At 39.6% G+C, this 19,442-nt stretch carries 19 protein-coding genes and 1 pseudogene; 5 read left to right on the top strand and 15 right to left on the bottom strand.

The window, feature by feature from the left end:
- Positions 1 to 110 precede the first annotated feature (110 nt).
- The 5 genes and pseudogenes from MB14_RS02085 to MB14_RS02070 form a co-directional block, all read right to left on the bottom strand.
- The gene (locus MB14_RS02085) at positions 111 to 476 is read right to left on the bottom strand and encodes a YccF domain-containing protein (RefSeq protein WP_062588209.1); all 366 of its coding nucleotides are present in this window, start codon (positions 474 to 476) and stop codon (positions 111 to 113) included.
- Positions 473 to 1,519: a hypothetical protein gene (locus MB14_RS02080; protein WP_132644033.1), complete on the bottom strand. Its 1,047-nt coding sequence runs from the start codon at positions 1,517 to 1,519 to the stop codon at positions 473 to 475. Before MB14_RS02080 ends, MB14_RS02085 begins: the two co-directional genes overlap by 4 nt.
- Before the next feature lie 223 nt (positions 1,520 to 1,742).
- On the bottom strand, positions 1,743 to 2,381 hold the full coding sequence (locus MB14_RS02075; RefSeq protein ID WP_062588204.1) for a hypothetical protein: 639 nt from the start codon (positions 2,379 to 2,381) through the stop codon (positions 1,743 to 1,745).
- 381 nt (positions 2,382 to 2,762) lie between these two features.
- Positions 2,763 to 3,572 (bottom strand): PA14 domain-containing protein, encoded by an 810-nt coding sequence (locus MB14_RS19210; RefSeq protein ID WP_342775939.1) that lies wholly within the window; start codon positions 3,570 to 3,572, stop codon positions 2,763 to 2,765.
- A pseudogene (locus tag MB14_RS02070) lies at positions 3,552 to 5,045 on the bottom strand (beta-N-acetylhexosaminidase); the annotation flags it as partial. The gene MB14_RS19210 and the pseudogene MB14_RS02070, both read right to left, overlap by 21 nt.
- A 94-nt stretch (positions 5,046 to 5,139) precedes the next feature.
- On the opposite strand from MB14_RS02070, the gene MB14_RS02065 reads away from it, so the two are divergent.
- The gene (locus MB14_RS02065) at positions 5,140 to 6,114 is read left to right on the top strand and encodes an isoaspartyl peptidase/L-asparaginase family protein (RefSeq protein ID WP_062588202.1); all 975 of its coding nucleotides are present in this window, start codon (positions 5,140 to 5,142) and stop codon (positions 6,112 to 6,114) included.
- Here the strand turns inward: MB14_RS02065 and MB14_RS02060 are convergent.
- The 4 genes from MB14_RS02060 to MB14_RS02045 all read right to left on the bottom strand — a co-directional run bounded on the left by MB14_RS02060 (position 6,111) and on the right by MB14_RS02045 (position 11,421).
- On the bottom strand, positions 6,111 to 7,349 hold the full coding sequence (locus tag MB14_RS02060) for a DUF418 domain-containing protein (protein ID WP_132644032.1): 1,239 nt from the start codon (positions 7,347 to 7,349) through the stop codon (positions 6,111 to 6,113). The genes MB14_RS02065 and MB14_RS02060 overlap by 4 nt on opposite strands.
- A gap of 40 nt (positions 7,350 to 7,389) precedes the next feature.
- Positions 7,390 to 7,716: a Rieske (2Fe-2S) protein gene (locus MB14_RS02055; protein WP_062301365.1), complete on the bottom strand. Its 327-nt coding sequence runs from the start codon at positions 7,714 to 7,716 to the stop codon at positions 7,390 to 7,392.
- A 4-nt stretch (positions 7,717 to 7,720) separates the two neighbouring features.
- The gene (locus MB14_RS02050; protein WP_062588197.1) at positions 7,721 to 10,834 is read right to left on the bottom strand and encodes a S41 family peptidase; all 3,114 of its coding nucleotides are present in this window, start codon (positions 10,832 to 10,834) and stop codon (positions 7,721 to 7,723) included.
- A 155-nt stretch (positions 10,835 to 10,989) separates the two neighbouring features.
- Positions 10,990 to 11,421, bottom strand: a complete 432-nt coding sequence (locus MB14_RS02045; RefSeq protein ID WP_062588195.1) for a VOC family protein — start codon at positions 11,419 to 11,421, stop codon at positions 10,990 to 10,992.
- 126 nt (positions 11,422 to 11,547) lie between these two features.
- On the opposite strand from MB14_RS02045, the gene MB14_RS02040 reads away from it, so the two are divergent.
- Positions 11,548 to 11,997 (top strand): Lrp/AsnC family transcriptional regulator, encoded by a 450-nt coding sequence (locus MB14_RS02040; RefSeq protein WP_053223333.1) that lies wholly within the window; start codon positions 11,548 to 11,550, stop codon positions 11,995 to 11,997.
- A gap of 113 nt (positions 11,998 to 12,110) precedes the next feature.
- A complete protein-coding gene (locus MB14_RS02035) occupies positions 12,111 to 14,372 on the top strand; it encodes a TonB-dependent receptor (protein ID WP_062588193.1) in 2,262 nt (753 codons plus the stop codon).
- A gap of 17 nt (positions 14,373 to 14,389) precedes the next feature.
- Here the strand turns inward: MB14_RS02035 and MB14_RS02030 are convergent, their stop codons facing one another.
- Both MB14_RS02030 and MB14_RS02025 read right to left on the bottom strand, forming a co-directional pair.
- Positions 14,390 to 14,797 carry a helix-turn-helix domain-containing protein gene (locus tag MB14_RS02030; RefSeq protein WP_062588191.1) on the bottom strand — a complete coding sequence of 136 codons (408 nt, stop codon included), beginning with the start codon at positions 14,795 to 14,797 and terminating at the stop codon, positions 14,390 to 14,392.
- A gap of 133 nt (positions 14,798 to 14,930) precedes the next feature.
- Entirely contained in the window at positions 14,931 to 15,143 is a 213-nt protein-coding gene (locus tag MB14_RS02025; RefSeq protein WP_062588189.1) for a helix-turn-helix domain-containing protein, read from the bottom strand.
- A gap of 172 nt (positions 15,144 to 15,315) precedes the next feature.
- Here MB14_RS02025 and MB14_RS02020 point away from each other — a divergent pair, with 172 nt between their 5' ends.
- Positions 15,316 to 15,597 carry a hypothetical protein gene (locus MB14_RS02020; protein ID WP_062588187.1) on the top strand — a complete coding sequence of 94 codons (282 nt, stop codon included), beginning with the start codon at positions 15,316 to 15,318 and terminating at the stop codon, positions 15,595 to 15,597.
- Between the two features lie 19 nt (positions 15,598 to 15,616).
- Here MB14_RS02020 and MB14_RS02015 read toward each other — a convergent pair whose 3' ends face one another.
- The gene (locus MB14_RS02015) at positions 15,617 to 16,264 is read right to left on the bottom strand and encodes a porin family protein (RefSeq protein WP_053223328.1); all 648 of its coding nucleotides are present in this window, start codon (positions 16,262 to 16,264) and stop codon (positions 15,617 to 15,619) included.
- A gap of 43 nt (positions 16,265 to 16,307) precedes the next feature.
- Between MB14_RS02015 and gldB the strand changes: the two genes are divergently transcribed.
- Positions 16,308 to 17,291, top strand: coding sequence for a gliding motility lipoprotein GldB (gene gldB, locus MB14_RS02010; RefSeq protein WP_132644031.1), 984 nt, complete (start codon positions 16,308 to 16,310; stop codon positions 17,289 to 17,291).
- On the opposite strand, the gene MB14_RS02005 is transcribed toward gldB, so the two are convergent.
- Genes MB14_RS02005 through MB14_RS01995 form a run of 3 tightly spaced genes read right to left on the bottom strand, consistent with a single transcriptional unit; the run spans position 17,288 to position 19,402 of the window.
- Positions 17,288 to 18,478: a glycosyltransferase family 4 protein gene (locus MB14_RS02005; protein ID WP_062588183.1), complete on the bottom strand. Its 1,191-nt coding sequence runs from the start codon at positions 18,476 to 18,478 to the stop codon at positions 17,288 to 17,290. The two genes, gldB and MB14_RS02005, sit on opposite strands and share 4 nt — an antisense overlap.
- Before the next feature lie 19 nt (positions 18,479 to 18,497).
- Positions 18,498 to 19,151, bottom strand: a complete 654-nt coding sequence (gene nth / locus MB14_RS02000; RefSeq protein ID WP_062588181.1) for an endonuclease III — start codon at positions 19,149 to 19,151, stop codon at positions 18,498 to 18,500.
- Between the two features lie 14 nt (positions 19,152 to 19,165).
- Positions 19,166 to 19,402 (bottom strand): aspartate-semialdehyde dehydrogenase, encoded by a 237-nt coding sequence (locus MB14_RS01995; RefSeq protein WP_062588179.1) that lies wholly within the window; start codon positions 19,400 to 19,402, stop codon positions 19,166 to 19,168.
- Between the last annotated feature and the right edge of the window lie 40 nt (positions 19,403 to 19,442).

The following is a 19,442-nucleotide window of genomic DNA, read 5'->3' as shown; positions in this document are numbered from 1 at the left end:
TCGACATTCAATTGTTGTATTATAATGATTGTACTTAGGGTGTAAATTCCATTTTACAAAGTCCGAAATTATATCTCAATAATAAAAAAGTAGGCCTATTATTCTCGACATCAAATCCCCCTCCCAAACGGAGCAAAGGCCAAGCCTGCGAGTTTGAAGTGTTGCATTCCGAAAGGAATACCTATGATAGTAATGCAGAAGATAACGCCCCAAAAAAGATGGGTAAGAAAGACCCAGAAGCCACCAAAAATAAACCAGATAATATTTAGCGGAAGCGAAAGGCAGCCGGTAAGCGTTCTGCCCGGTTGAACTTGCTGCCCAAAAGGTGCAAAGCCTACAATGGCCAGTTTAAAGCACTGAATTCCAAACGGAATTCCTACAATGGTAAGACATAAGGCAATGCCACCAATAATGTATTCCAAGGCGATCATCCAACCCCCAAATACAATCCAGATTATGTTTCCGATTAAACTCATTTTACTTTCTTAAGCTCATAAATATAGAACTTATTATAATCGAGTTCCTCTTCCTCGTTTACATAAGGGACTAAAAATTGAGTTTCACTTAATCTTACATATCTGCCAAGGTCAATATCAGTTTCTAGCACCATTTTATCCTTAACAAAAAAAGAATATAGAGTTTCACTTTCAGACTTGGCGTATTTGAGTGCTTCCTCAAAGCGGATAATGTTGGTTGGCTCTTTAGCCCCTGTTTTATACCTAATCATAGTAATTTCACCATAGCTATTCACATCTAAAATACTACTGTTCAGTACTCTATAAACATAATTTAACTCGTTAGACCTGCCGAAATTTTTGAGTGGGTTCTTATGCTGATCTTCATAAGGTATACCTTGTGGTGTTCTGAAATTTTTCAAATCCAAATTAGATGTACTCACAAATTCGAACCGGTTATTCTTGAGTTCATATTTGTACATTTTCGGCTCCAAAGGCAACATTAAAATCAGTTCTTCCTTCTGCTTATTATAGCTAATTTTAGGCTCATGTCCGTCAAAATAAAGCTCACTAGTCCTGTAAATTGAATTTTCTGGATAAGGTAGCAATTCTGTTGGCTCTTGGCTTTTTGAATTAAATGCCTCCAACATCATAGCAGTATTAAAATGGCCTTCCTTTAATTCGACATTGCCGTTATAATTCTGACTTTTCGCCTTGATTACAGTGTTTACTCCATTTATTTCTACCGCATCGGGCTTCCCGCTAATATATGATAATGGTATATAGCCAGAGCCAGGAGTGAACTTTTCAAGATAATTCCAGTCGGCATCGAAGAAATAGTAAGCGCCAGCTCCCTCTACAACTATATTATCTCCCAAATAGCCCAATCCACTCATTCCAGGACCAAAGTGCCCCGGCCCCTCTCCAGTCAGATCGACTGAACTTAACACATTCCCTTCTGCATCAATTTCCATACAAGCCTTACTTTGAGTACCATAGGCTAAGAAACGATTCGTTTTTGGATTGAAATCTGTGATCTGAAGTGGCTCTAAAACTGGTACCATTAAAGAATCTACTTTAACCAGCTCATAATTCCCTTCAAGGTTTGAGTTTTCACTCTCGGTGGAACTGTTTGAAGAACAGGAAACTATAGCGAATGTTGAAAAAATTGCTATTCCGAGGGACTTAAAATGGTTTGCTTTCATATCAATATGAAAGCTAATAAATTATTGAAAAAAGAATAAACTATTCCGCCATTTTATTCAATCAGCAGACCAGTCAATGAGCCTAAATGTCCTTAAAAGAAAGCACCTCTAAACTCTCGGTATTCAATTCAAAAACCGTTGTGATGTTTTGCGCTTGATTGAGTTGGTACTCGTGTAAATAAAAAGTAGATGCTTTTCCGCTGAGGTCAAGATGATAAGCAGAAAGATTAAAGTGGCTCAAAGCATTATTAATAGCAAAAAGCTGATCGGTGAAAAGCTGCTGCTGTGCACGATAGTTTTCGGGGAAAGTTGATTGGTTTGATTTAAGTTTGGTCTTAAGCGCATTGTCTAATTTTATGTTTTCCAGAATTAACTCATCAATCAAATCGATTTCAAAATTGTTTTCCATGCTAAGAAAGGCTTGGATGACAGGGCTTTCAAATTCCACAGAAAGGTTTAAGGCCATGTTTACCTTTGTTCTCACCGTATCTTGAATGGCCAGAACGGAAGTCATTAATGTCATATCAGACGATAGAAAATCATTGTCTATACGTTGAAAACGAACGGGGTTATAGGCAATATCATTATCCAAATGCTCTAGAATGAAATAGCGAATTTCGGCCTGAAATCGATCTTCATCATTTCTCCGGTCGCAACTGAACAGAGAAAATGCAGTCAGGACAAGGGCTAGCAAGATGTTTTTCCTAAATATTTTATTCATAACATAGTGTAATCGTAGGTGTGAATTCGGCAATTTTCAGAGTTTGAAAATTCATCTTGAAAAATAGACATACCTAGGTTAAGACTAGAAATGCTGAGCAAAGAAAAAACCTGTTTTTAACTCGGCTTCGTGAAGCCATTCGAATATAGGAGAATGACATGATAGTGTTTTTTGAGTTTGACCTATCCAATATCTTTAAAATAAATGAGTTGCCAAAGGATAGTTTTCTTCATTTTTAATCTGTCTGTTCAATTGAGTTAAGCCAAATACACCCACCTATTGATAGCACTACGGACGGATTCTTTCAGCCGATATTTGTGTATCGAGAAATATGCTTTCTGCGATTTGGCGTGAGCCTTCAGGATCGCATAAATGCGAAATCTAATGCTTAAACATGTTAGCCGGAATAGCTTGCTTCTCTATATCAGGACCTTGAAAGGCAACAGATAAGGTTTCACCCCCACCAGCCTCAAAATACTTAAGTAGAAAATTATGATAGCCAGCCCTCAAGGCAATTTCTCCCATTCGTTCCTGAGCGCCATGAAGACCATCATTATCAACCACCTTTTCACCATCAATATTAAGTACACTACCATCATCAGAAGTGGTGTAAAAAATGTAAATGCCATCGGTAGGAACATTGATGAGCCCCTGGAATACCAGACCAAATTGATCGGGTTGATTAGTAGGCAAGACTACATTGTCGGAAACAAAAGTAGAAGAAGCTATTCCTTCAATTTGGTTTACGCTTGAATAATTTCGAGCGTAAAGCATGGTTTGTAATCCATTATTTACTTTTAGCGGGTTCAAGGATTCAACCAACTCAGCTTTCTTGTAAACTCCCTGAACGATAGGACTGGATTTTCCTGTGGAAGTAACGGTTACCGCCTTTACTTGCAATTCTTTTTCAGCTATATTCAGAATGAATGGAGCGGTATATTCTATTGAATTTTCCGAAGGCTCACTTCCATCTGTTGTATAGAAAATTTTGGCGTCCGAATACGGCACTGAAAGTTCAATCTCAATTTCTTCGGAAAGTGTTAAGCCTTGCTTCAAACCTGCCGGAGCAGCCACATGATAATTGATGTTCTTTGAATCGAGCAGCTTGTATTGGTATTTTAGCTTCTTCTGAAACCTTTCCCAGTTCTTATTTTCAGGCTTCGTCCAAACTGTTTCCGAAAGGGCCAGCATACGCGGAAAAACCATGTATTCAACATGATCAGAGGTTTTCATATACTCTGTCCAAACATTGGCCTGAGCACCTAGCACATGCTTTTGGTTCTCTTTAGAAAGTTCTTCAGGAATTGGTTCGTAATCCTACACATCTTGAAGTGTAGTAAAACCGCCAATGGCCAAAGGTTCTCCTTCTGGGCCTGCTTGGTAATGGTCAAAATAGGCAACGCTGTTTGGTGTCATAATTACGTCATGGCCTTGCTCTGCCGCTTCAATGCCTCCGGCTTCCCCTCTCCACGACATTACCGTGGCTTCAGGTGCTAGGCCTCCTTCTAAAATTTCGTCCCAACCGATGAGTTTTTTGCCCTTACTAATTAAGAACTTTTCAATTCTTTTGATGAAATAACTCTGTAACTCAAACTCATCTTTTAAACCTTCACGCTTAATTACTGCTTGTGCTACTGCGCTTTCTTTCCATCGGTCTTTTGGCGCTTCATCGCCTCCAATATGGATGTACTGACCTGGGAACAGCTCAACGACTTCTGAAAGTACATTTTCTAAGAAAGTGAACGTTTCTTCGCTTGGGCAGTAGATGTTCTTATCGACACCCCAGATGGTACTCACTTCAAACGGACCTGGCGTACAGCCCAGCTCTGGATAAGCCGCTAAAGCTGCCACACTATGCCCTGGCATTTCAATTTCTGGAATCACATTGATCTGTCTTTCCATGGCATAAGCCACAATTTCTTTTACTTCTTCTTGGGTGTAAAAACCACTATGAGGAATACCGTCTCCTACATATGGACTAAAGTTTTTCTCTACCATGGTTTCCTTACGTATGCTGCCCACTTCGGTAAGTTTAGGGTATTGCTTGATTTCAATTCTCCAACCTTGGTCTTCGGTAAGGTGCCAATGGAAGTTGTTCATTTTGTAAAAGGCCATCATGTCCAAGTACTTTTTCACGAACTCAACAGGAAAAAAATGACGACCCACATCAAGGTGCATTCCACGATATACGAACCGAGGCTCGTCATTAATTTTCATTACAGGAAGTTTTACAGCCTCTCCATCGAGGGGCAGCATTTGAATTAATGATTGAACGGCATAGAACAAACCTTTGCCATTGGCAGCTTCTATTTTAACACCCTCTTTAGTAGTACTCAGTACATAGGCTTCGAGGTTATCTGAACCAATTGACTTTTGTTGAATAGCAATGAAATTATTGCTTGGTACATCTTCTTTTACTTTCACCGTCCAGTTAATTTCAGCAAAATAGTCTTTCAAATAATTGGCGATTTTTTGTTCTTCTTCATTTACGGCCACAATGGTTAAGCCCGAAGAAATGACCATCGTTTCGTTGTTTGTGGTTTCAATGCTTTGAGGCTGAGGAACAATTTGAACCGAGCTAACCGCCAGATCTTCATAAGAATTAGATTGGCATGAAGAGGCCAGAATGGCGAATACGCCAACAATCGCTACTATTTTTTTCATTCGGGAAGATATTGAGATTCAAACAAATATAAAATCAATGTGAAAAGGTATGTCACAGGTCGGTACATTTTTTTAACTTCCTAAAATTTTTACCATGAGCAATCGCAGAAAATTCATCAAATCAGGCATACTAGGAGGCCTTGCAGTAACCACCGGAAGTTTATCCACTTTGGCTTGTGCCACTCCAGCCAAAGCGGGCCAAAAACCCATTGTTATTTCTACCTGGAACCACGGAATGCAAGCCAATGTTGGCGCTTGGGAGGTTTTGTCTAAAGGAGGAAAATCTGTTGATGCTGTGGAACAAGGGGTAAGAATTACCGAAGCCGACCCTGATAATGCTACGGTAGGAATTGGTGGTTTTCCAGATCGCGATGGCATCGTAACGCTCGATGCTTGTATTATGGATCATAATGAAAACTGTGGATCAGTCGCTTTTCTTCAAGACATTATGCACCCCATTTCTGTGGCGAGAAAGGTGATGGACGATACACCTCATGTGATGTTAGTGGGAGAAGGCGCCAAGCAATTCGCTTTAGAAAAAGGCTTTAAAGAAGAAAACTTACTTACGCCAAAGGCTGAAAAGGCTTGGAAAAACTGGCTTAAAAATCAGGACTACAAACCGAAGATTAATGTTGAAAACCACGACACCATCGGTATGTTGGCTTTAGATGCAGACGGTGACCTTTCTGGCGCTTGTACGACCAGCGGTGCGGCTTGGAAAATGCACGGTCGAGTGGGTGATTCACCAATTATCGGAGCTGGACTGTACGTTGACAATGAAATTGGAGCTGCCACTGCCACTGGCTTGGGTGAATTTGTGATTAAGATTTGCGGATCACACATGATTGTTGAGCTGATGCGCCAAGGTTATCCTCCACAAGAAGCTTGCAAAGAAGCAGTAGATCGAATTATAAGAAAGTACAAAAACAACTACATGGATTTGCAGGTGGGCTTTTTGGCTTTAAGCAAAACAGGAGAGTATGGAGCTTATGGAATTCACAAAGGGTTCAATTATGCTGTGAAATCTAATACACAAGATGAATTGATAGATTCTAAATCTGCGGTTTAATCTACTTTTCGAATGGCCTGTAAACGGCCATAGCTGAGCGATCGCCAAATCCATTCGAAGGGACCATACTGAAAATAGCTAAGCCAAATAGTGGAAAAGGCAATCTGGAAAATCCAGATGAGCAATACAGCTACCGCTTGAGCCGAACGGTCTAAATCGCCATAGAGGCTTAAGCCATGTCCGTAAAATATAAAACTGCATATAATAGACTGAAACAGGTAGTTAGAAAGACTCATTCTACCTACGTAAGAAAGGCTCTTGGCAATAAAACTTCGGGTGGAAATCTTACAGATGAAAGCAATTAGTCCACAATAGCCAATGGCCAATAAAACACTGCCCCAATAGTTAAATTGAGAAAAATAGAAGTAACTCAATTCGAAATCCCAACGATAATGGAAATCAAGTATAACACCTCCAATTACCATTGGTAGTCCGATTCCAATACCATAGATGGCCATTTTAGACAGGTACTTTTTCGATTGTTTAGTGGTAAGTGCCCCTTTTTTGTAAAAGGCCATGCCTAAGAGAATAAGCCCGCTTACTTTCCAAAATATTTCCGATAGAAACACTTTGGTTTGCATGTTTAATGCTTCCGGAACTCTGATAAGCATTTGCCTTTCCCAACTGCTAGTGTAATGGTCAATCTGGTAAGAAATTGTAGCTGCACTTGGGTTCCATACTTCCTCTTCAAGGCTTTGAAACTGACCTGCTTCCCAAAACGGAATGCTGTACGCCAATAAAAGTTTAAGCACCGAGCCTAGTACTAGAAATATTATTCCAGCCCTAAAAAGATAGGCTTTACTCTTGCTTCGGAAAGCAAACATAAAGAAGCCACAAATGGAAAAAGCGACTAGCAAATCCCCGTACCAAAGCAGATATGCATGGAAAACACCAATGATAAGTAGCCAGAAAAGTCTGCGGTACTGTAAGTTGCCTGATCGTAAATGCTCTTTTTTTGCTTTTTGAGAGATCAGAATAATGCTGGCGCCAAAAAGCATGGCTAAAATGGCCAGAAACTTCTCATTGGCAAATACATGGCTCAACAACCAAACATAGAAATTTATGCCTTCTAGGTTTTCGAAAGAGGTTGGGTTCAAGTAGGCGGAAGCTGGCATTGCAAAACTCTGAATACTCATTAATAGAATACCGAGCACGGCAACTCCCCTCAAAATATCTAGAGATATTACCCGTTTTTGGGTGTCGATGGGCTGAAGAATGTATGATGAACCTGCCAAAACTGGACTAATATTAGTGAATTAGTTTTTAATCGTGAAATCAATCATTGACTTGCAGAAAAACGCCATCATTTTCAATTTTTAAAGAATGAATTTTCAATGGCTTTGTTCGTTGTTCACATTCCATCCCATCTTTCAAACTAAAACGATAAGCATGAAGCGGACAAACCACTTCATGCTTATAATTAATTGCCCCTTCAAGCAAAGAATGCTGATTATGAGGGCAAAGATGGTCAAACACGTGGAATTCTCCTTGATTTAAAACTAAGCAAATCTTTTTGTCTCCAATTCTAATAATCTTTCGCCCTTCATCTCCTAGCCTTTGCAGCAGCTCCTCTTTGGAATCAAAGAGTTTATATGATGTCATGGTGCTAATTTTTCAGTTGCTTCATCACTTCTTCAATAGCTCGATCGAGCTGTGGATCTCTGCCATTAATGCGGTCTTTAAAATCCATGTTTACCAAAATATCAGGGCTTACACCTTCACTTTCCAAATTTTTACCGTCCATGGTATAACAACCCCAAGAAGGCAAGCGGTAAGAAGAACCATCGACCAAGCCTGCCGAGCTTGTGAAAATAATCCAGCGGTAAGTTTCGGTACCTATTATTTTACCCAAACCAAGTTCTTTAAAGCCTGCTGCAGTCATTTCTGCATCGCTTAACGATTGCTCGTTAATTAATAGCACCATTGGCTTGGCGCCTGCTCCAAAATTGGCCTGAGTAGTAAGTTTTCCTTCTCTGAATTTCCATTGCAAATAAGGCTTTTGGGCTAAGAATTTAAGCACCTCATCATGTACGTTTCCACCCGTATTGTATCTCAAATCTAAAATGAGACCTTCACGATTATAGCCTTCAGAAGTCATTTCGATTAAGAAATTTTCAAGCGAACCTGTACTCATGTTTTTCATGTGAACATAGGCCACTTGCTCATTGGTGGCTTTATCTACTTTGCTTTGGTTGTCGGCAATCCATTCGTCATACAAGTTGCCACGCAAGGCACCCATACTAGAAGGGTGCACTTTCACGGTTAAGCTCTCTTTTCCTCGTTTTATGCCCAACGTAATTTCCTCGTCTACCGAAGGTTGCGCCAAGTAATACTCGCGGTTCATTTGCGAATCCACTTCCATTCCATTAATCGAAGTGATAATGTCACCTTTTCGGATGTTCTTATTCGAATAATCGGCTGGCCCTTCACTAACCACTTTTGCGATTTCATATGGGTTTTCGTTCGAGAATAGTACTCCTAAATTCAAGCTTTGTGTCTCATAATAGGTGCGTTCTTCCCTTCCTCCAGAATTGAAGCCCATGTGCGAAGAGTTTAATTCGCCCAATAAATCATTCAGGAGCACACGTAATTCATCTCTACTTTTTACATGTGGAAGAAATTGGGCGTACTGCGTTCTAAGCTTTGGCCAATCGGCACCATGAAAGGTTTCGTTGTAGAAGTTCTCTTCAATGCCCGCCCAAGTTTCATCATACATCTGATCGAACTCGTTGCGTAGCGATTTTCTGAATGTAAAGTCCGTTTCAATCTCACTTATTTTATTTTGTGTCAGATTTAGCTTGCTAATGCTGCTAGCATTTAATAGGTAATGCGTTTTGTTTACGGTAATAATGTCTCCACCCACACGGCCTGTTCCAGCTATTTTTTCTGTCTTGTTTCTTTCGAAAGGTTCAATGGTCGTCACCCAAAGCGAACGCTGATTTTCATCGTGGTTAGAAGAATAAATCACATGGGTTTTGTCACCAGACTTGATTACTACGGGGTTGCTCTGTGCCCCAAAATTAGGGCTGATTCGCTCTAAACTTCTCAGCCAGTCCTGATCAAAGTCGATTGAAACCGCCACTTTGCTGCTGTCGTTTTTCTTCTCTTTTTCGAAAATCTCATTCAGTTTATCTGATTTAAACGCTTCTTCTTGACGAGAAAGTGGCACTCGGTACACTCTGCCATTCTGCATACCAAAAGGGTAACTCGGCTTGGTTCTGTCCGACACAAAATAGAGGTATTTACCATCAGGTCCCCAAAATGGGCTAGTTTCGGGCACTCCTGTTTTAGTGTAATTGGTTAATTTTTTGGAAAGAATATGATAGAGATAAACATCATCTTCGAAATCGTTTCTAACCGTAAAGGCAATGTATTGGCCATCGGGCGAGAATCTTGGTGTTGGGTTGTATAGCCCCCAAAGTTCTTCTCTGGCAATGGTTTCGCTTTTCAGCGTGTTTAAATCCAACAAACGCACCTCATTGATTCCGCTAAAGTAAACCCCATGCGTTTTTTCTTTATTGAGTTCAAGGTTTCTGGCCGACTGGTCATCTTGTGTCAGTTGCTTTTCTTTGGCCTGTAGGTCAGCCGCGTCAATGCTAAAAAGGTTGGTGTAACCCTTCACAGTTTGCGTATAAACCAAAGTTTTATTGTCTTTAAGCCACTTTACTTCGGTTACCCTTTCCTTAGGATTAGTGCTTACCTGCCGTATAAACTTACCGCTGATGTCTGAAACGAAAAGTTCGCCCCTCGATACAAAGGCCATTTTCTTTTCATCTCCAGAAATATCGAAGGCAGAAATATTTCCTTTGGTGTTAAAGTCTGTCGTTTTGGCTAGGGTTGAATTTTCAAAAATTGAGATTTTGAGTTTCTCGCTCTTCTTACTGGCTACATCGTAAACATATAGCTGGTAATCTCTTTCAAAAACAACTTTACCACCATTCGCATTTACCTGTGGTGTTTTAATAGAAGTATTGAAACTGGTCAGCTGAGTTTTATTGCCATTTGCAAGCGCATACAAATTGTATTGCTCATTGGCTTCGTCCGACACAAAGTATACATTCCCTTTTCGGTCGATTGTTGCCCACATATCTTTTCCATCGTAATTGGTGTGCACCTCAAAATCGCCTGTCTTTTGATTGTATGATTTGATTTCTGGATTAAAGGCGCCTTTGTATCGCTTTCGGGCTACTTGATTGCTGCTTTCCCAGCTTTCGTTAAAATAAATTGAACCATCGGGGTGAATGGCCAAGTTGTGTGGCCAGTTGAAGTAATGCTCGAAAAGGCGCTTAGGCGTACCTCCGTCAACCGTTACCGAATAAGCCGATCGGCTATTGTATCGGTTAGACTGAAAGTAAATGGTTTTGCTGTCCCAAGCCCAGGTTTCCATCTGGTCGTTTGATGAATTAAAGGTCAGTTGCTTGATTTTGCCACCGTTATAAGGCATCAAGTAGATGTCGTTATTTCCGTATTGTTCCGAAGAAAAAGCAATCCATTTGCCATCGGGGCTCACGCGCGGGTAACTCTCATTACCGTCCATGGCTGTAATTCGGCTGGCTGTACCTCCAGCAGTAGCTACTTTCCATAAATCGCCTTCATAAGCAAAAATAACCTCCGAACCATCTGGATTTAGGCTAGGCGTGGAGGCAAAGTATACATCACTTTGCGCATGAAGTGACGTGGCAAAAATTAGTAAAGCGAGTATCGAATAAGTCTTTTTCATACAAAATTGATTCATGATGGAAGCCTATTACATGGCAAAACGGCTGTTCTACCATGTAACTAGTGATTAAATGTATCAGATTTGTACTTTACTTTCAAACGTCTGCCAAGAATCGGTTGAATTCGCAATCGCAAAAACTGTCGATTTTAAGGAGTTTAACCTTTGGCAAATAATTGATCGATATTTTTGAAAGCTTTAAACTCTAGAGCGTTGCCGTCAGGGTCTAGAAAAAACATGGTCGCTTGTTCTCCAACTTCGCCTTTAAAACGGACATATGGTTCTATAACGAAATGGATTTCTTCAGCTTTTAACCGTTCCGACAAATCCACCCATTCGCTCCAGTCTAATACTACACCAAAGTGAGGAACGGGAACATCATGTCCGTCTACAGGGTTAGATTGAGCTTTGTCGATTTCTTGATCCTTAGAGGTTTTGTGAATAACGAGTTGATGACCAAAAAAATTGAAGTCGACCCACTTTTCAGCGCTTCTTCCTTCGGCACAACCTAAGGCTCGACCATAAAATTCTCGGCATACTTCCAAGTTTTGCACAGGAATAGCCAAGTGAAATGGATTAGGTTTTTTCATTTTGTTTAAAAGGTTAATTCATTACAAAGATCTTTTGAGATTGCTTCATTATAAAATTGATTGAATTGTGTAAATTTGATATTTCAGTTTTATGAACGCTTTTATTAGTAATTAGCAGTTGATTCAATGATTGATGTTTTAGATTTAAAAATCCTGAAGGTTTTGGAGAAAAACTCAAGGCTTTCCTTTGCCGAAATCGGGAGGCTTGTTGGTCTTTCCCCTTCTGCCACAAGAGAGCGTGTTCAAAAGCTAGAAGAGAAAGGGGTGATTTCTAATTATACAGTAGAAATCAACAGTCGGTTACTTGGGTATGATATTGAGGCTTTTATCTCGGTGAAGGTATTTCACGGCAAACTCAAGTCTTTTTTAAGTGTTGTAGGAACTTACCCTGAAGTAAAAAGAGCTTATAGAATTACGGGTGGTCAAAATGTTCAACTAGAAATCATTGCAAAAGACAGGCTGCAGTTACAGAAGCTTATCGATAAAATTATGGAATACGGTGATACGCTCACCCAACTCATATTATCAGAAGTTGAAATCGACAAAGAAAAAACCACTTACACTATTTCGAAATAACTAAGCCTGAAATCCTTTAAAACAAGGAGGAAAGTGTTCTCAATCCACAAAAAATCCGATCTTCGAGTGTGGAAAATTACATTGCAAAGAGAGGTCGAAAATCAAAACACTTTATGAAGCACGCTCAGTTAGTTTTGGTGCTATTCTTTTTGAGTATAAGTTTTTCAACTAAGGCCCAAACGGGAATAATACTCTTAGGCAAGAATGCCGAACCCGTAGAAGGTGCCTTAGTGAATGTACTAGGCACAAGCCAAGTGAAGGTAAGCAACCAACGGGGGATTGTAGTGCTGGAAATTACAGAGAACAGCAAAGTCAATATTTCTCATGTCGGTTTTAAAACTACGGAAATTGAGATTGAAGTAGACTCTTGGCAAACCATTACGCTTAGCCCAAATACAACCAATTTACAAAGTGTAGAGGTAGAAGGCTTTTTGGAAAACACTGACCTTAGCGAGCAAGCAGGTGCTATTTCAACCATTGGACTGAGGGATTTACAACGCTTCGATCGAAGCTCTTTAGTGCAAGCTGTTAATTCTGTCCCTGGCATTCGTTTCGAAGAAAGGGCCGGAGCTAGCTATCGCATTTCTATTCGTGGAAGTTCGGTTCGTTCTCCCTTTGGTGTGCGAAATGTGAAGGTGTATTGGAACGACATTCCCTTTACTGAACCCGGAGGAAATACCTTCATCAACTTACTCGACCTCAACAATATTTCTGGAATTGAAATTATAAAAGGCCCCGCTAGTAGTATTTATGGTGCAGGAACAGGGGGGGTAATTAAACTGAAAAGTACAGTGCCGGGCGATCTGAACAATAGCATACAAGCATCAGCCACGGTGGGTTCTTATGGAATGCAAAAAGCGGATGTGATTTTCAATCAGTTGAGCGAGAAAAACAGCCTTACCGTAAAAGCAGCCATTCAAAAAGCAGACGGCTATAGAGAGCACAACGCAATGGACAGGCGTATTTTGGAAATGGATGCCTTATTTTTTCCGAATAACAAACAGACCTTTTCGATTTCATGGCTATACTCAAACCTGTTCTATGAAATACCCGGGGCGCTAAATCCTTTACAACGAAGTGAAAACAGAAGGCAATCGAGGCCGGGAAGTATAGACAGAAATGCTTCTGTTGATAATCAGTATTGGCTTATGAAATTGGGACAGGAGTTAGAGTGGGGCAGGGCTTGGAAAGGAAAAATGTCAATTTTTGGTTCAAAGATGGATTTCGAAAACCCATTTATTCTGGACTATAAACAAGACGAACAAGATATTTTAGGAGGAAGAATGGAGGTGAGTAGGGATGTGATTTTGGCTGAAAAACCCGCCTCGTTTGTAGTTGGGGCAGAGTTTCAGAAGTCCTTTTTTTCAGGGAAGAACTTTGGCAACGTGATGGGGCAAGCAGACACCATTAACTTTGAAGATGACATCAATTCAAGGCAGTCCATTTTGTTTGGTTCTTTTAAAATAGAGCCCATGAAAGACCTTTTTGTCACCGCTGGCCTTAGTAGGAATGCGCTTAATTACGACATTAATCGCTTGGTAGATAAAGTAAATAACAATCCTACTCAGTTCAATAAGGAATTCGAAACGGTATGGTCGCCAAGGCTAGGGGTATCGAAAAAATTGAATGAAGACCTATCGGTTCATTTCAGTATTTCACAAGGCTTTTCACCGCCAACCACCACTGAGGTCCGTACCAATGAAGGCAGTATCAACCGCGACATTCAACCTGAAAAAGGCACCAATTATGAATGGAATGTACGGGGCAATTTGCTGAATTCTAGACTGTCTTTCGACATGGCCATTTTTAGGTTCGACCTAAAGGAATCGATTTCATCTTATACTAATGGCGATGGTGTTGTGCTCTTTAGAAATGCAGGGAAAAACATTCAGCAGGGATTAGAGTGGCAACTTTTGGGCGAATGGATCAAAGATGAAAAACAGCCTTTACAGAATTTGAGAACATCGCTTTCTTACACTTTTCATGCCTTTGAATACAAAAATTATGTGAATGATGGTGATGATTTCTCAGGAAACGCTTTACCTGGAACGGCCAAAAATGTAGTGAACTTACAAGTAAATGCGAGCTTCATTTACGACATAGACGTGAACCTAAGTTATCATTATTCAGACGCTATTCCCCTCAACGATGCGAACACGGTATATTCAAGACCTTACAACCTGTGGAACCTGAATTACAGTTACCTCATCCCTAAAAAGAAAAAGACCCAATGGGAGGTGTTTGGAGGAGTGAACAATATTTTTGATGTGGATTATAGTTTGGGCAACGACCTTAACGCTTTTGGCAATCGTTATTTTCAGCCTGCACCAAGTAGAAACTACTTTATAGGTGCGAGGTTAAAATTCTCTTATTAATAGTGATTTCGGAAGGCTCAGCCTAATTGGCCTCTCTCCAATTTGTCAATACGTTGATTTACAGACTGCAGTTCTTTTTTAATTTCGTTTAAAACCTTTTGAAGTTCAGTATTTTTCGGCTTCAGAGCCTTGTATTCTGCTGCGGAGTCGGCCGCTAATAATGTTTCATTATCAAGTAACATTTCTCCTTCTCCAGTAATCAGCCAGTTTAAATTTATGTTCTCATATGATTCTTTCAGTTTTGAATAAAAATCATGACTCGGAGATGTACGTCTACCATTTTCAGAAACTATATTATGAACTGTGGTGCGACTGAAATTCAATTTTTTAGCCATTGAATTTACAGATAATCCAAAATGTCTCATCAATAACTCCAGACGATCATTTACTGACATAATTAAAATATTGTTATCATATGCTTGCATTAGTAATCAAATGATTACATATTTGTTTATCTGATTAATAGTTGAACCAAGACATAAACTCAAACTTAGCAAAAAGCACAGATAAAATAGCTCTGAAAAGAGGAGGGCTAAATTCATCAGGTGTACTGATAAGTTAATCTTTTGTTCTTACTAATAATTCTCTAACATCTACATCTAGTGCTTCGGCAATAGTAAATAGAGTCTCCATAGTAGGTTGCATATCGTTAGTACACCAACGAGAAACAGTGGTGATATTTTTCCCAGTATGTTCGGAAAGCCAATTATTGGTTTTTCCCTTCTCTGCTAAGACCGCTTTAATACGGTTGTAAATTTTTTTATTGGCCATAAAATTATCGTTGAACGCAAATTATTGACCAAAATAGGAAAATCAAAACTGGTATTAATAAACATAATTATCGTTATACGTAAATATTATATCGTATAATGAACTATTAATTGTGTTTAACGATAAAGATTTTAATTTTGAGTGAACATTACAAACGTTTAAACTAATTGTTATGGATAAAAAAGCCCTCGCCCTGCATCTAATAAAACAAGACCTTAAGTATCGTCAGATGGTTATTGGCTTAAACAATGTGGGTATTCATTTAGAGTTCTACCCCGACTTAGTTCGTGTTATTCGAGCTTTAATGGGGCACTCCAATGTGAAAACCTTAGACACATGGGCAGATGTATACGTAGAAGGAATGTCCAAGATAGAAAAGGTAGCTTGGGGAGATGAAGCAGGGCTTTACATAGTAGCACTTAAAATTTATAAGTCACTGGAAAGTTTCACTTAACCAAGCGTACTAAGGCCAGTTAAAACTTAATTCCAACTTCTAATGCAAACAGCCTGTTTTTAAGGCTCAGTTCATCGTAGGTTTCGTTTTGAGTTTTTACCTGATTGATAAAACCTAAATTATAGAAAAGGCCAGCGTAAAGGCGAGTATTAACGCCAATAGTTCGTTCTAAACCCCCGCCAAAATTACCCGCTACATCAAAGCTTCTGAATTCACGAATGATGTCTGAATTGTCGGATTTGGGAGAATTGCTCAGGCGTATTTCAGGTACTACTCCAAAATTGAAGTAGATTTTTGTGTCGAGGATTACTTCATTTGTGTAAAGCTTTAATAAGGCCGGAACCTGCAAAAACTCTTGGCTAAAATCGGCAGCTCCAATTACATTGGCTATGCTATTGGTTGATCGAGCAGTTACTCCAAAATCTTTGGAAGCATAATTAATTCCTGCACTGAAAAAGTAGTTCTCTTTAAATTGGTAGTCTACAAAAGCACCAATTAAAAACTGAACGGAAGAACCGTTATCATCGTAATTCGTGCTTGCACCATCCGTACTTGGTTTTGAATAAGTAAGTGTAGGGCCTAATTTAATGCCTATGTTATAATCTTGTGCCAGTGCTGATATGCTAAATAAGGTTAACAGAACTGCTGCAAAAGTGAATTTCCTCATGGGGAATAAAATAAATGAATACTTTTGTCATTTAAAATTAAGTATGAACAAAAGCTGGATTATTAGTTTCGTTTTCTTGTTGGTAATGGCTTGTGGCAAAGACGACCCTTGCAAAGATATTCCAAATATAGACCTTGATTTGGACTATAAGAGTTTGGTAGACCAAATTCATTCGGTAGAAGATACTGCGGCATTGAGTGCTTTTTTTGAAGAAAATCCTGTGGTACGCGATTACTTCTTTTTAGCGGCCGACTATCCGTCTAAAGCTGAGATGCTTACAGAGGTTTTTAATCTCATAAAAAACCCATTTGTGGATACACTCTATCAGCAAACCAAACAGATTATAAATGAGGCCCAATTAGAGCAAGATTTAGAAATGGCTTTTAAGCGGATCAAATCTTACTATCCAGAATACAAAGTGCCCAAAGTTCAAACTGTTTACTCGGCTTTTGGTAACGATGTGTTTTTCTCCGACTCACTTGTGGTTATTAGTCTCGATTACTATTTAGGTACTGAAGCTTCTTATCGACCAAATGTATATGATTACCTTTTAGTGCGATTAACTCCAGAGCACCTGGTTCCGCACATTGTTCAGTTCACTTCATTGAAATTCAACGATACTTTTGATAATGGCGAGCGTACTATTTTAGAGGAAATGGTTTACTACGGAAAGGCGCTTGAGTTTACGAAAACCATGTTGCCATGTTTGCCCGATAGTTTGATTATGGGCTATGATAGCGAAACCTTAGCTTCTTCAATTCGAAGTGAAGGTTTTCTTTGGTCGTATTTTGTAGATAATGCGTTGTTGTACAATAAAGATCCGCTCAATTTGACGAAGTATATTGATGAACGCCCGGGAGTTCCCGAAATTGACCCCATTTGCCCTGGTAGAATTGGCCAGTGGGTGGGTTGGAGAATCGTTCAGAAATATCAAGAAGAAAAGGATTTGGACTTTACTGAATTGATGAAGTTGACGGATGCAAATGACATTCTATTGCAGTCTAGGTACAGGCCTAAAAACAATTAGTCTTTATTGTTCGACTCAAGTACGGAAATCAACTTCTGTACTTGAAGTCTTCTAGAGTAAAGTTTTTCTGCCACATTACGTGCGTTGTTTTTGTACTCTTCTAGCCTTTGGGGTTGATTAATATATGGTGTAATCTTCTGAATAAAATCAGTAGGATCTTCTGGGTTAGCATAGAAGCCACACTTATTCTCTTCTACCAAATTTTTTGTCCAGCCGGTTGAGTTTACAATAGTAAGTTTACCCGAAGCCAGACTGTCGAACATTTTATTTGGGCTGTTGGTGCCCAAAACAGGGATGTTGGCAAAAGAGACATAAGTAGCATCGGTTACGTTCAATATTCTGCGCACACCTTCTTTATTCTGATGGCCGTAAAATTCTAAATTGTTGAGCTTTTTTAAATAGGCCTCAAGTTTAATCTGATGAAGTTTCGAGCCTTCACCCACAACCTTGAATTTTATATTTAGTCCTGCTTTTAAGCATTTTTCAGCAACATCCAGCAAGAACTCAAGGTGATTGGTAATACCAATACTTCCCAAATAGGTAACAACAAAGGCATCGTTTACATGGTAAAACGAAGTCAGTTTTGGGTCTTTTAACTCCTTACTAAAAAACTCGCAATCGGCCATGTTCGGAATCATGTGCACTTCCTTTTCTGGAACTACTTCTTTGATCCAATCTTCCATCCCAGGTGAAAGTGCAATAATCTTATCTGCATGATTGTATATTTTAGCTTCAAGCGCATAAAGCCGTTTTTTCAACCAGCCAGCCTTAATCGCCCCAATCTGAATAGGAGCTGTGGGCCATAAATCACGTACTTCAAAAATATAGGGTTTGCGTAATTTTTTCTTTAACCAAAGGCCTACCAAACCTACTGTTAATGGTGTGGAAGTCAAATATGCCAAGTCAAAACTCAAGTTCTCTTTTGAAATCAGGTGCTTGGCTTGTTTTTGAAATGAATAGAAAGAAAAAATGCGTTTGAGAAAACCCAAGTCATTGCTATAATAAACTGGTAAGTAATGGACTGTGATTCCATCAATTACGGTTTTCTGATAGATTCCTTCATTGTGGCTAGTAATCATTTCAACCTCAAAACCCTCGTCCACCAAGCCTTTTGCCAAGTAGTAGGAGCGAATGGCTCCACCTTCTTGAGGCGTTTTAAAATATTGGTGGATATACAGAATTTTCATGGTGAACAATCAACTGGCACTATCGCGCTATTCCTTCCTTTTTTTCGAAATAACGGCAAAAAGAAGTTAAAGCGCACGATTCACATTTGGGTGTTCGCGCTAAGCAAGTATAGCGACCATGCAATATGAGCCAATGATGGGCCAGGGGAATTACTTCTTTTGGAAGGTGGCTCACCAATTGCTTTTCTACTGCCAAGGGAGTATTGGAATTCTGATTTACCAAACCCAATCTCTTGGAGACCCTAAACACATGCGTGTCTACCGCCATACTGGGCTGATTCCAAATTACAGAAGTAATCACATTAGCTGTTTTTCTGCCTACACCGGGCAGTTTCTGTAAATCCTCAATGGTTTCTGGAATCTCAGAATTAAAATCTTCCACCAACATTTTGCCCAAGCCCAAAAGGTGCTTGGTTTTGTTGTTAGGGTACGAAACGGTTTTTATATAGGGAAAAAGTTCGTCAAAATGAGAAGCCGCTAAATGGGCCGGGGTAGGAAAATCCTGAAACAACTTGGGCGTAACCATATTGATTCGCTTATCCGTGCATTGCGCACTCAAAACCACAGCCACGAGCAGCTCGAACGGATTGCCATATTGCAGTTCCGTTTCGGCCTGTGGTTGGTTTTTACTAAAGTATGCTATAAAAGCCTCGTATCTCTGCTTCCTCGTCATGCCCCTAAATTAGGCTATTTCAAGGAATGAAGGTCATAGGATTTAGAGTAACTTAGTATTTTGTCGATAGTCGACTCAGAAGGTACTCGTTCAGCTGCGGTAATAGACTTCACTGTTTGCTCAAGTTCACGCAACTCATGCGCCAGCGAGCCATTTAAAATGGCGGCAGTTTGAATTTCGATATTTTCTTCTGTGTCGGTCTCCTGATATATGTATCTGATCAGGTCATTCTGGGTAGATGTTCTTATCATACGCAACGTTCATTTTGTCCATCTTTTTTCTAAGATTGAT

This window comes from Roseivirga ehrenbergii (assembly GCF_001593005.1).
GTDB lineage: Bacteria > Bacteroidota > Bacteroidia > Cytophagales > Cyclobacteriaceae > Roseivirga > Roseivirga ehrenbergii.
Note: the sequence above shows the minus strand (reverse complement) of the source record. Positions and strands in the feature narration are given on the sequence as shown.

Excerpts from the sequence above, each read along its gene's own strand:
- MB14_RS02085 (WP_062588209.1), bottom strand. The coding sequence starts at position 476 with ATGAGTTTAATCGGAAACATAATCTGGATTGTATTTGGGGGTTGGATG.
- MB14_RS02080 (WP_132644033.1), bottom strand. The coding sequence starts at position 1,519 with ATGGTACCAGTTTTAGAGCCACTTCAGATCACAGATTTCAATCCAAAA.
- MB14_RS02075 (WP_062588204.1), bottom strand. The coding sequence starts at position 2,381 with ATGAATAAAATATTTAGGAAAAACATCTTGCTAGCCCTTGTCCTGACT.
- MB14_RS19210 (WP_342775939.1), bottom strand. The coding sequence starts at position 3,572 with ATGCTGGCCCTTTCGGAAACAGTTTGGACGAAGCCTGAAAATAAGAAC.
- MB14_RS02065 (WP_062588202.1), top strand. The coding sequence starts at position 5,140 with ATGAGCAATCGCAGAAAATTCATCAAATCAGGCATACTAGGAGGCCTT.
- MB14_RS02055 (WP_062301365.1), bottom strand. The coding sequence starts at position 7,716 with ATGACATCATATAAACTCTTTGATTCCAAAGAGGAGCTGCTGCAAAGG.
- MB14_RS02050 (WP_062588197.1), bottom strand. The coding sequence starts at position 10,834 with ATGAAAAAGACTTATTCGATACTCGCTTTACTAATTTTTGCCACGTCA.
- MB14_RS02045 (WP_062588195.1), bottom strand. The coding sequence starts at position 11,421 with ATGAAAAAACCTAATCCATTTCACTTGGCTATTCCTGTGCAAAACTTG.
- MB14_RS02040 (WP_053223333.1), top strand. The coding sequence starts at position 11,548 with ATGATTGATGTTTTAGATTTAAAAATCCTGAAGGTTTTGGAGAAAAAC.
- MB14_RS02035 (WP_062588193.1), top strand. The coding sequence starts at position 12,111 with ATGAAGCACGCTCAGTTAGTTTTGGTGCTATTCTTTTTGAGTATAAGT.
- MB14_RS02030 (WP_062588191.1), bottom strand. The coding sequence starts at position 14,797 with ATGCAAGCATATGATAACAATATTTTAATTATGTCAGTAAATGATCGT.
- MB14_RS02025 (WP_062588189.1), bottom strand. The coding sequence starts at position 15,143 with ATGGCCAATAAAAAAATTTACAACCGTATTAAAGCGGTCTTAGCAGAG.
- MB14_RS02020 (WP_062588187.1), top strand. The coding sequence starts at position 15,316 with ATGGATAAAAAAGCCCTCGCCCTGCATCTAATAAAACAAGACCTTAAG.
- MB14_RS02015 (WP_053223328.1), bottom strand. The coding sequence starts at position 16,264 with ATGAGGAAATTCACTTTTGCAGCAGTTCTGTTAACCTTATTTAGCATA.
- gldB (WP_132644031.1), top strand. The coding sequence starts at position 16,308 with ATGAACAAAAGCTGGATTATTAGTTTCGTTTTCTTGTTGGTAATGGCT.
- MB14_RS02005 (WP_062588183.1), bottom strand. The coding sequence starts at position 18,478 with ATGAAAATTCTGTATATCCACCAATATTTTAAAACGCCTCAAGAAGGT.
- nth (WP_062588181.1), bottom strand. The coding sequence starts at position 19,151 with ATGACGAGGAAGCAGAGATACGAGGCTTTTATAGCATACTTTAGTAAA.
- MB14_RS01995 (WP_062588179.1), bottom strand. The coding sequence starts at position 19,402 with ATGATAAGAACATCTACCCAGAATGACCTGATCAGATACATATATCAG.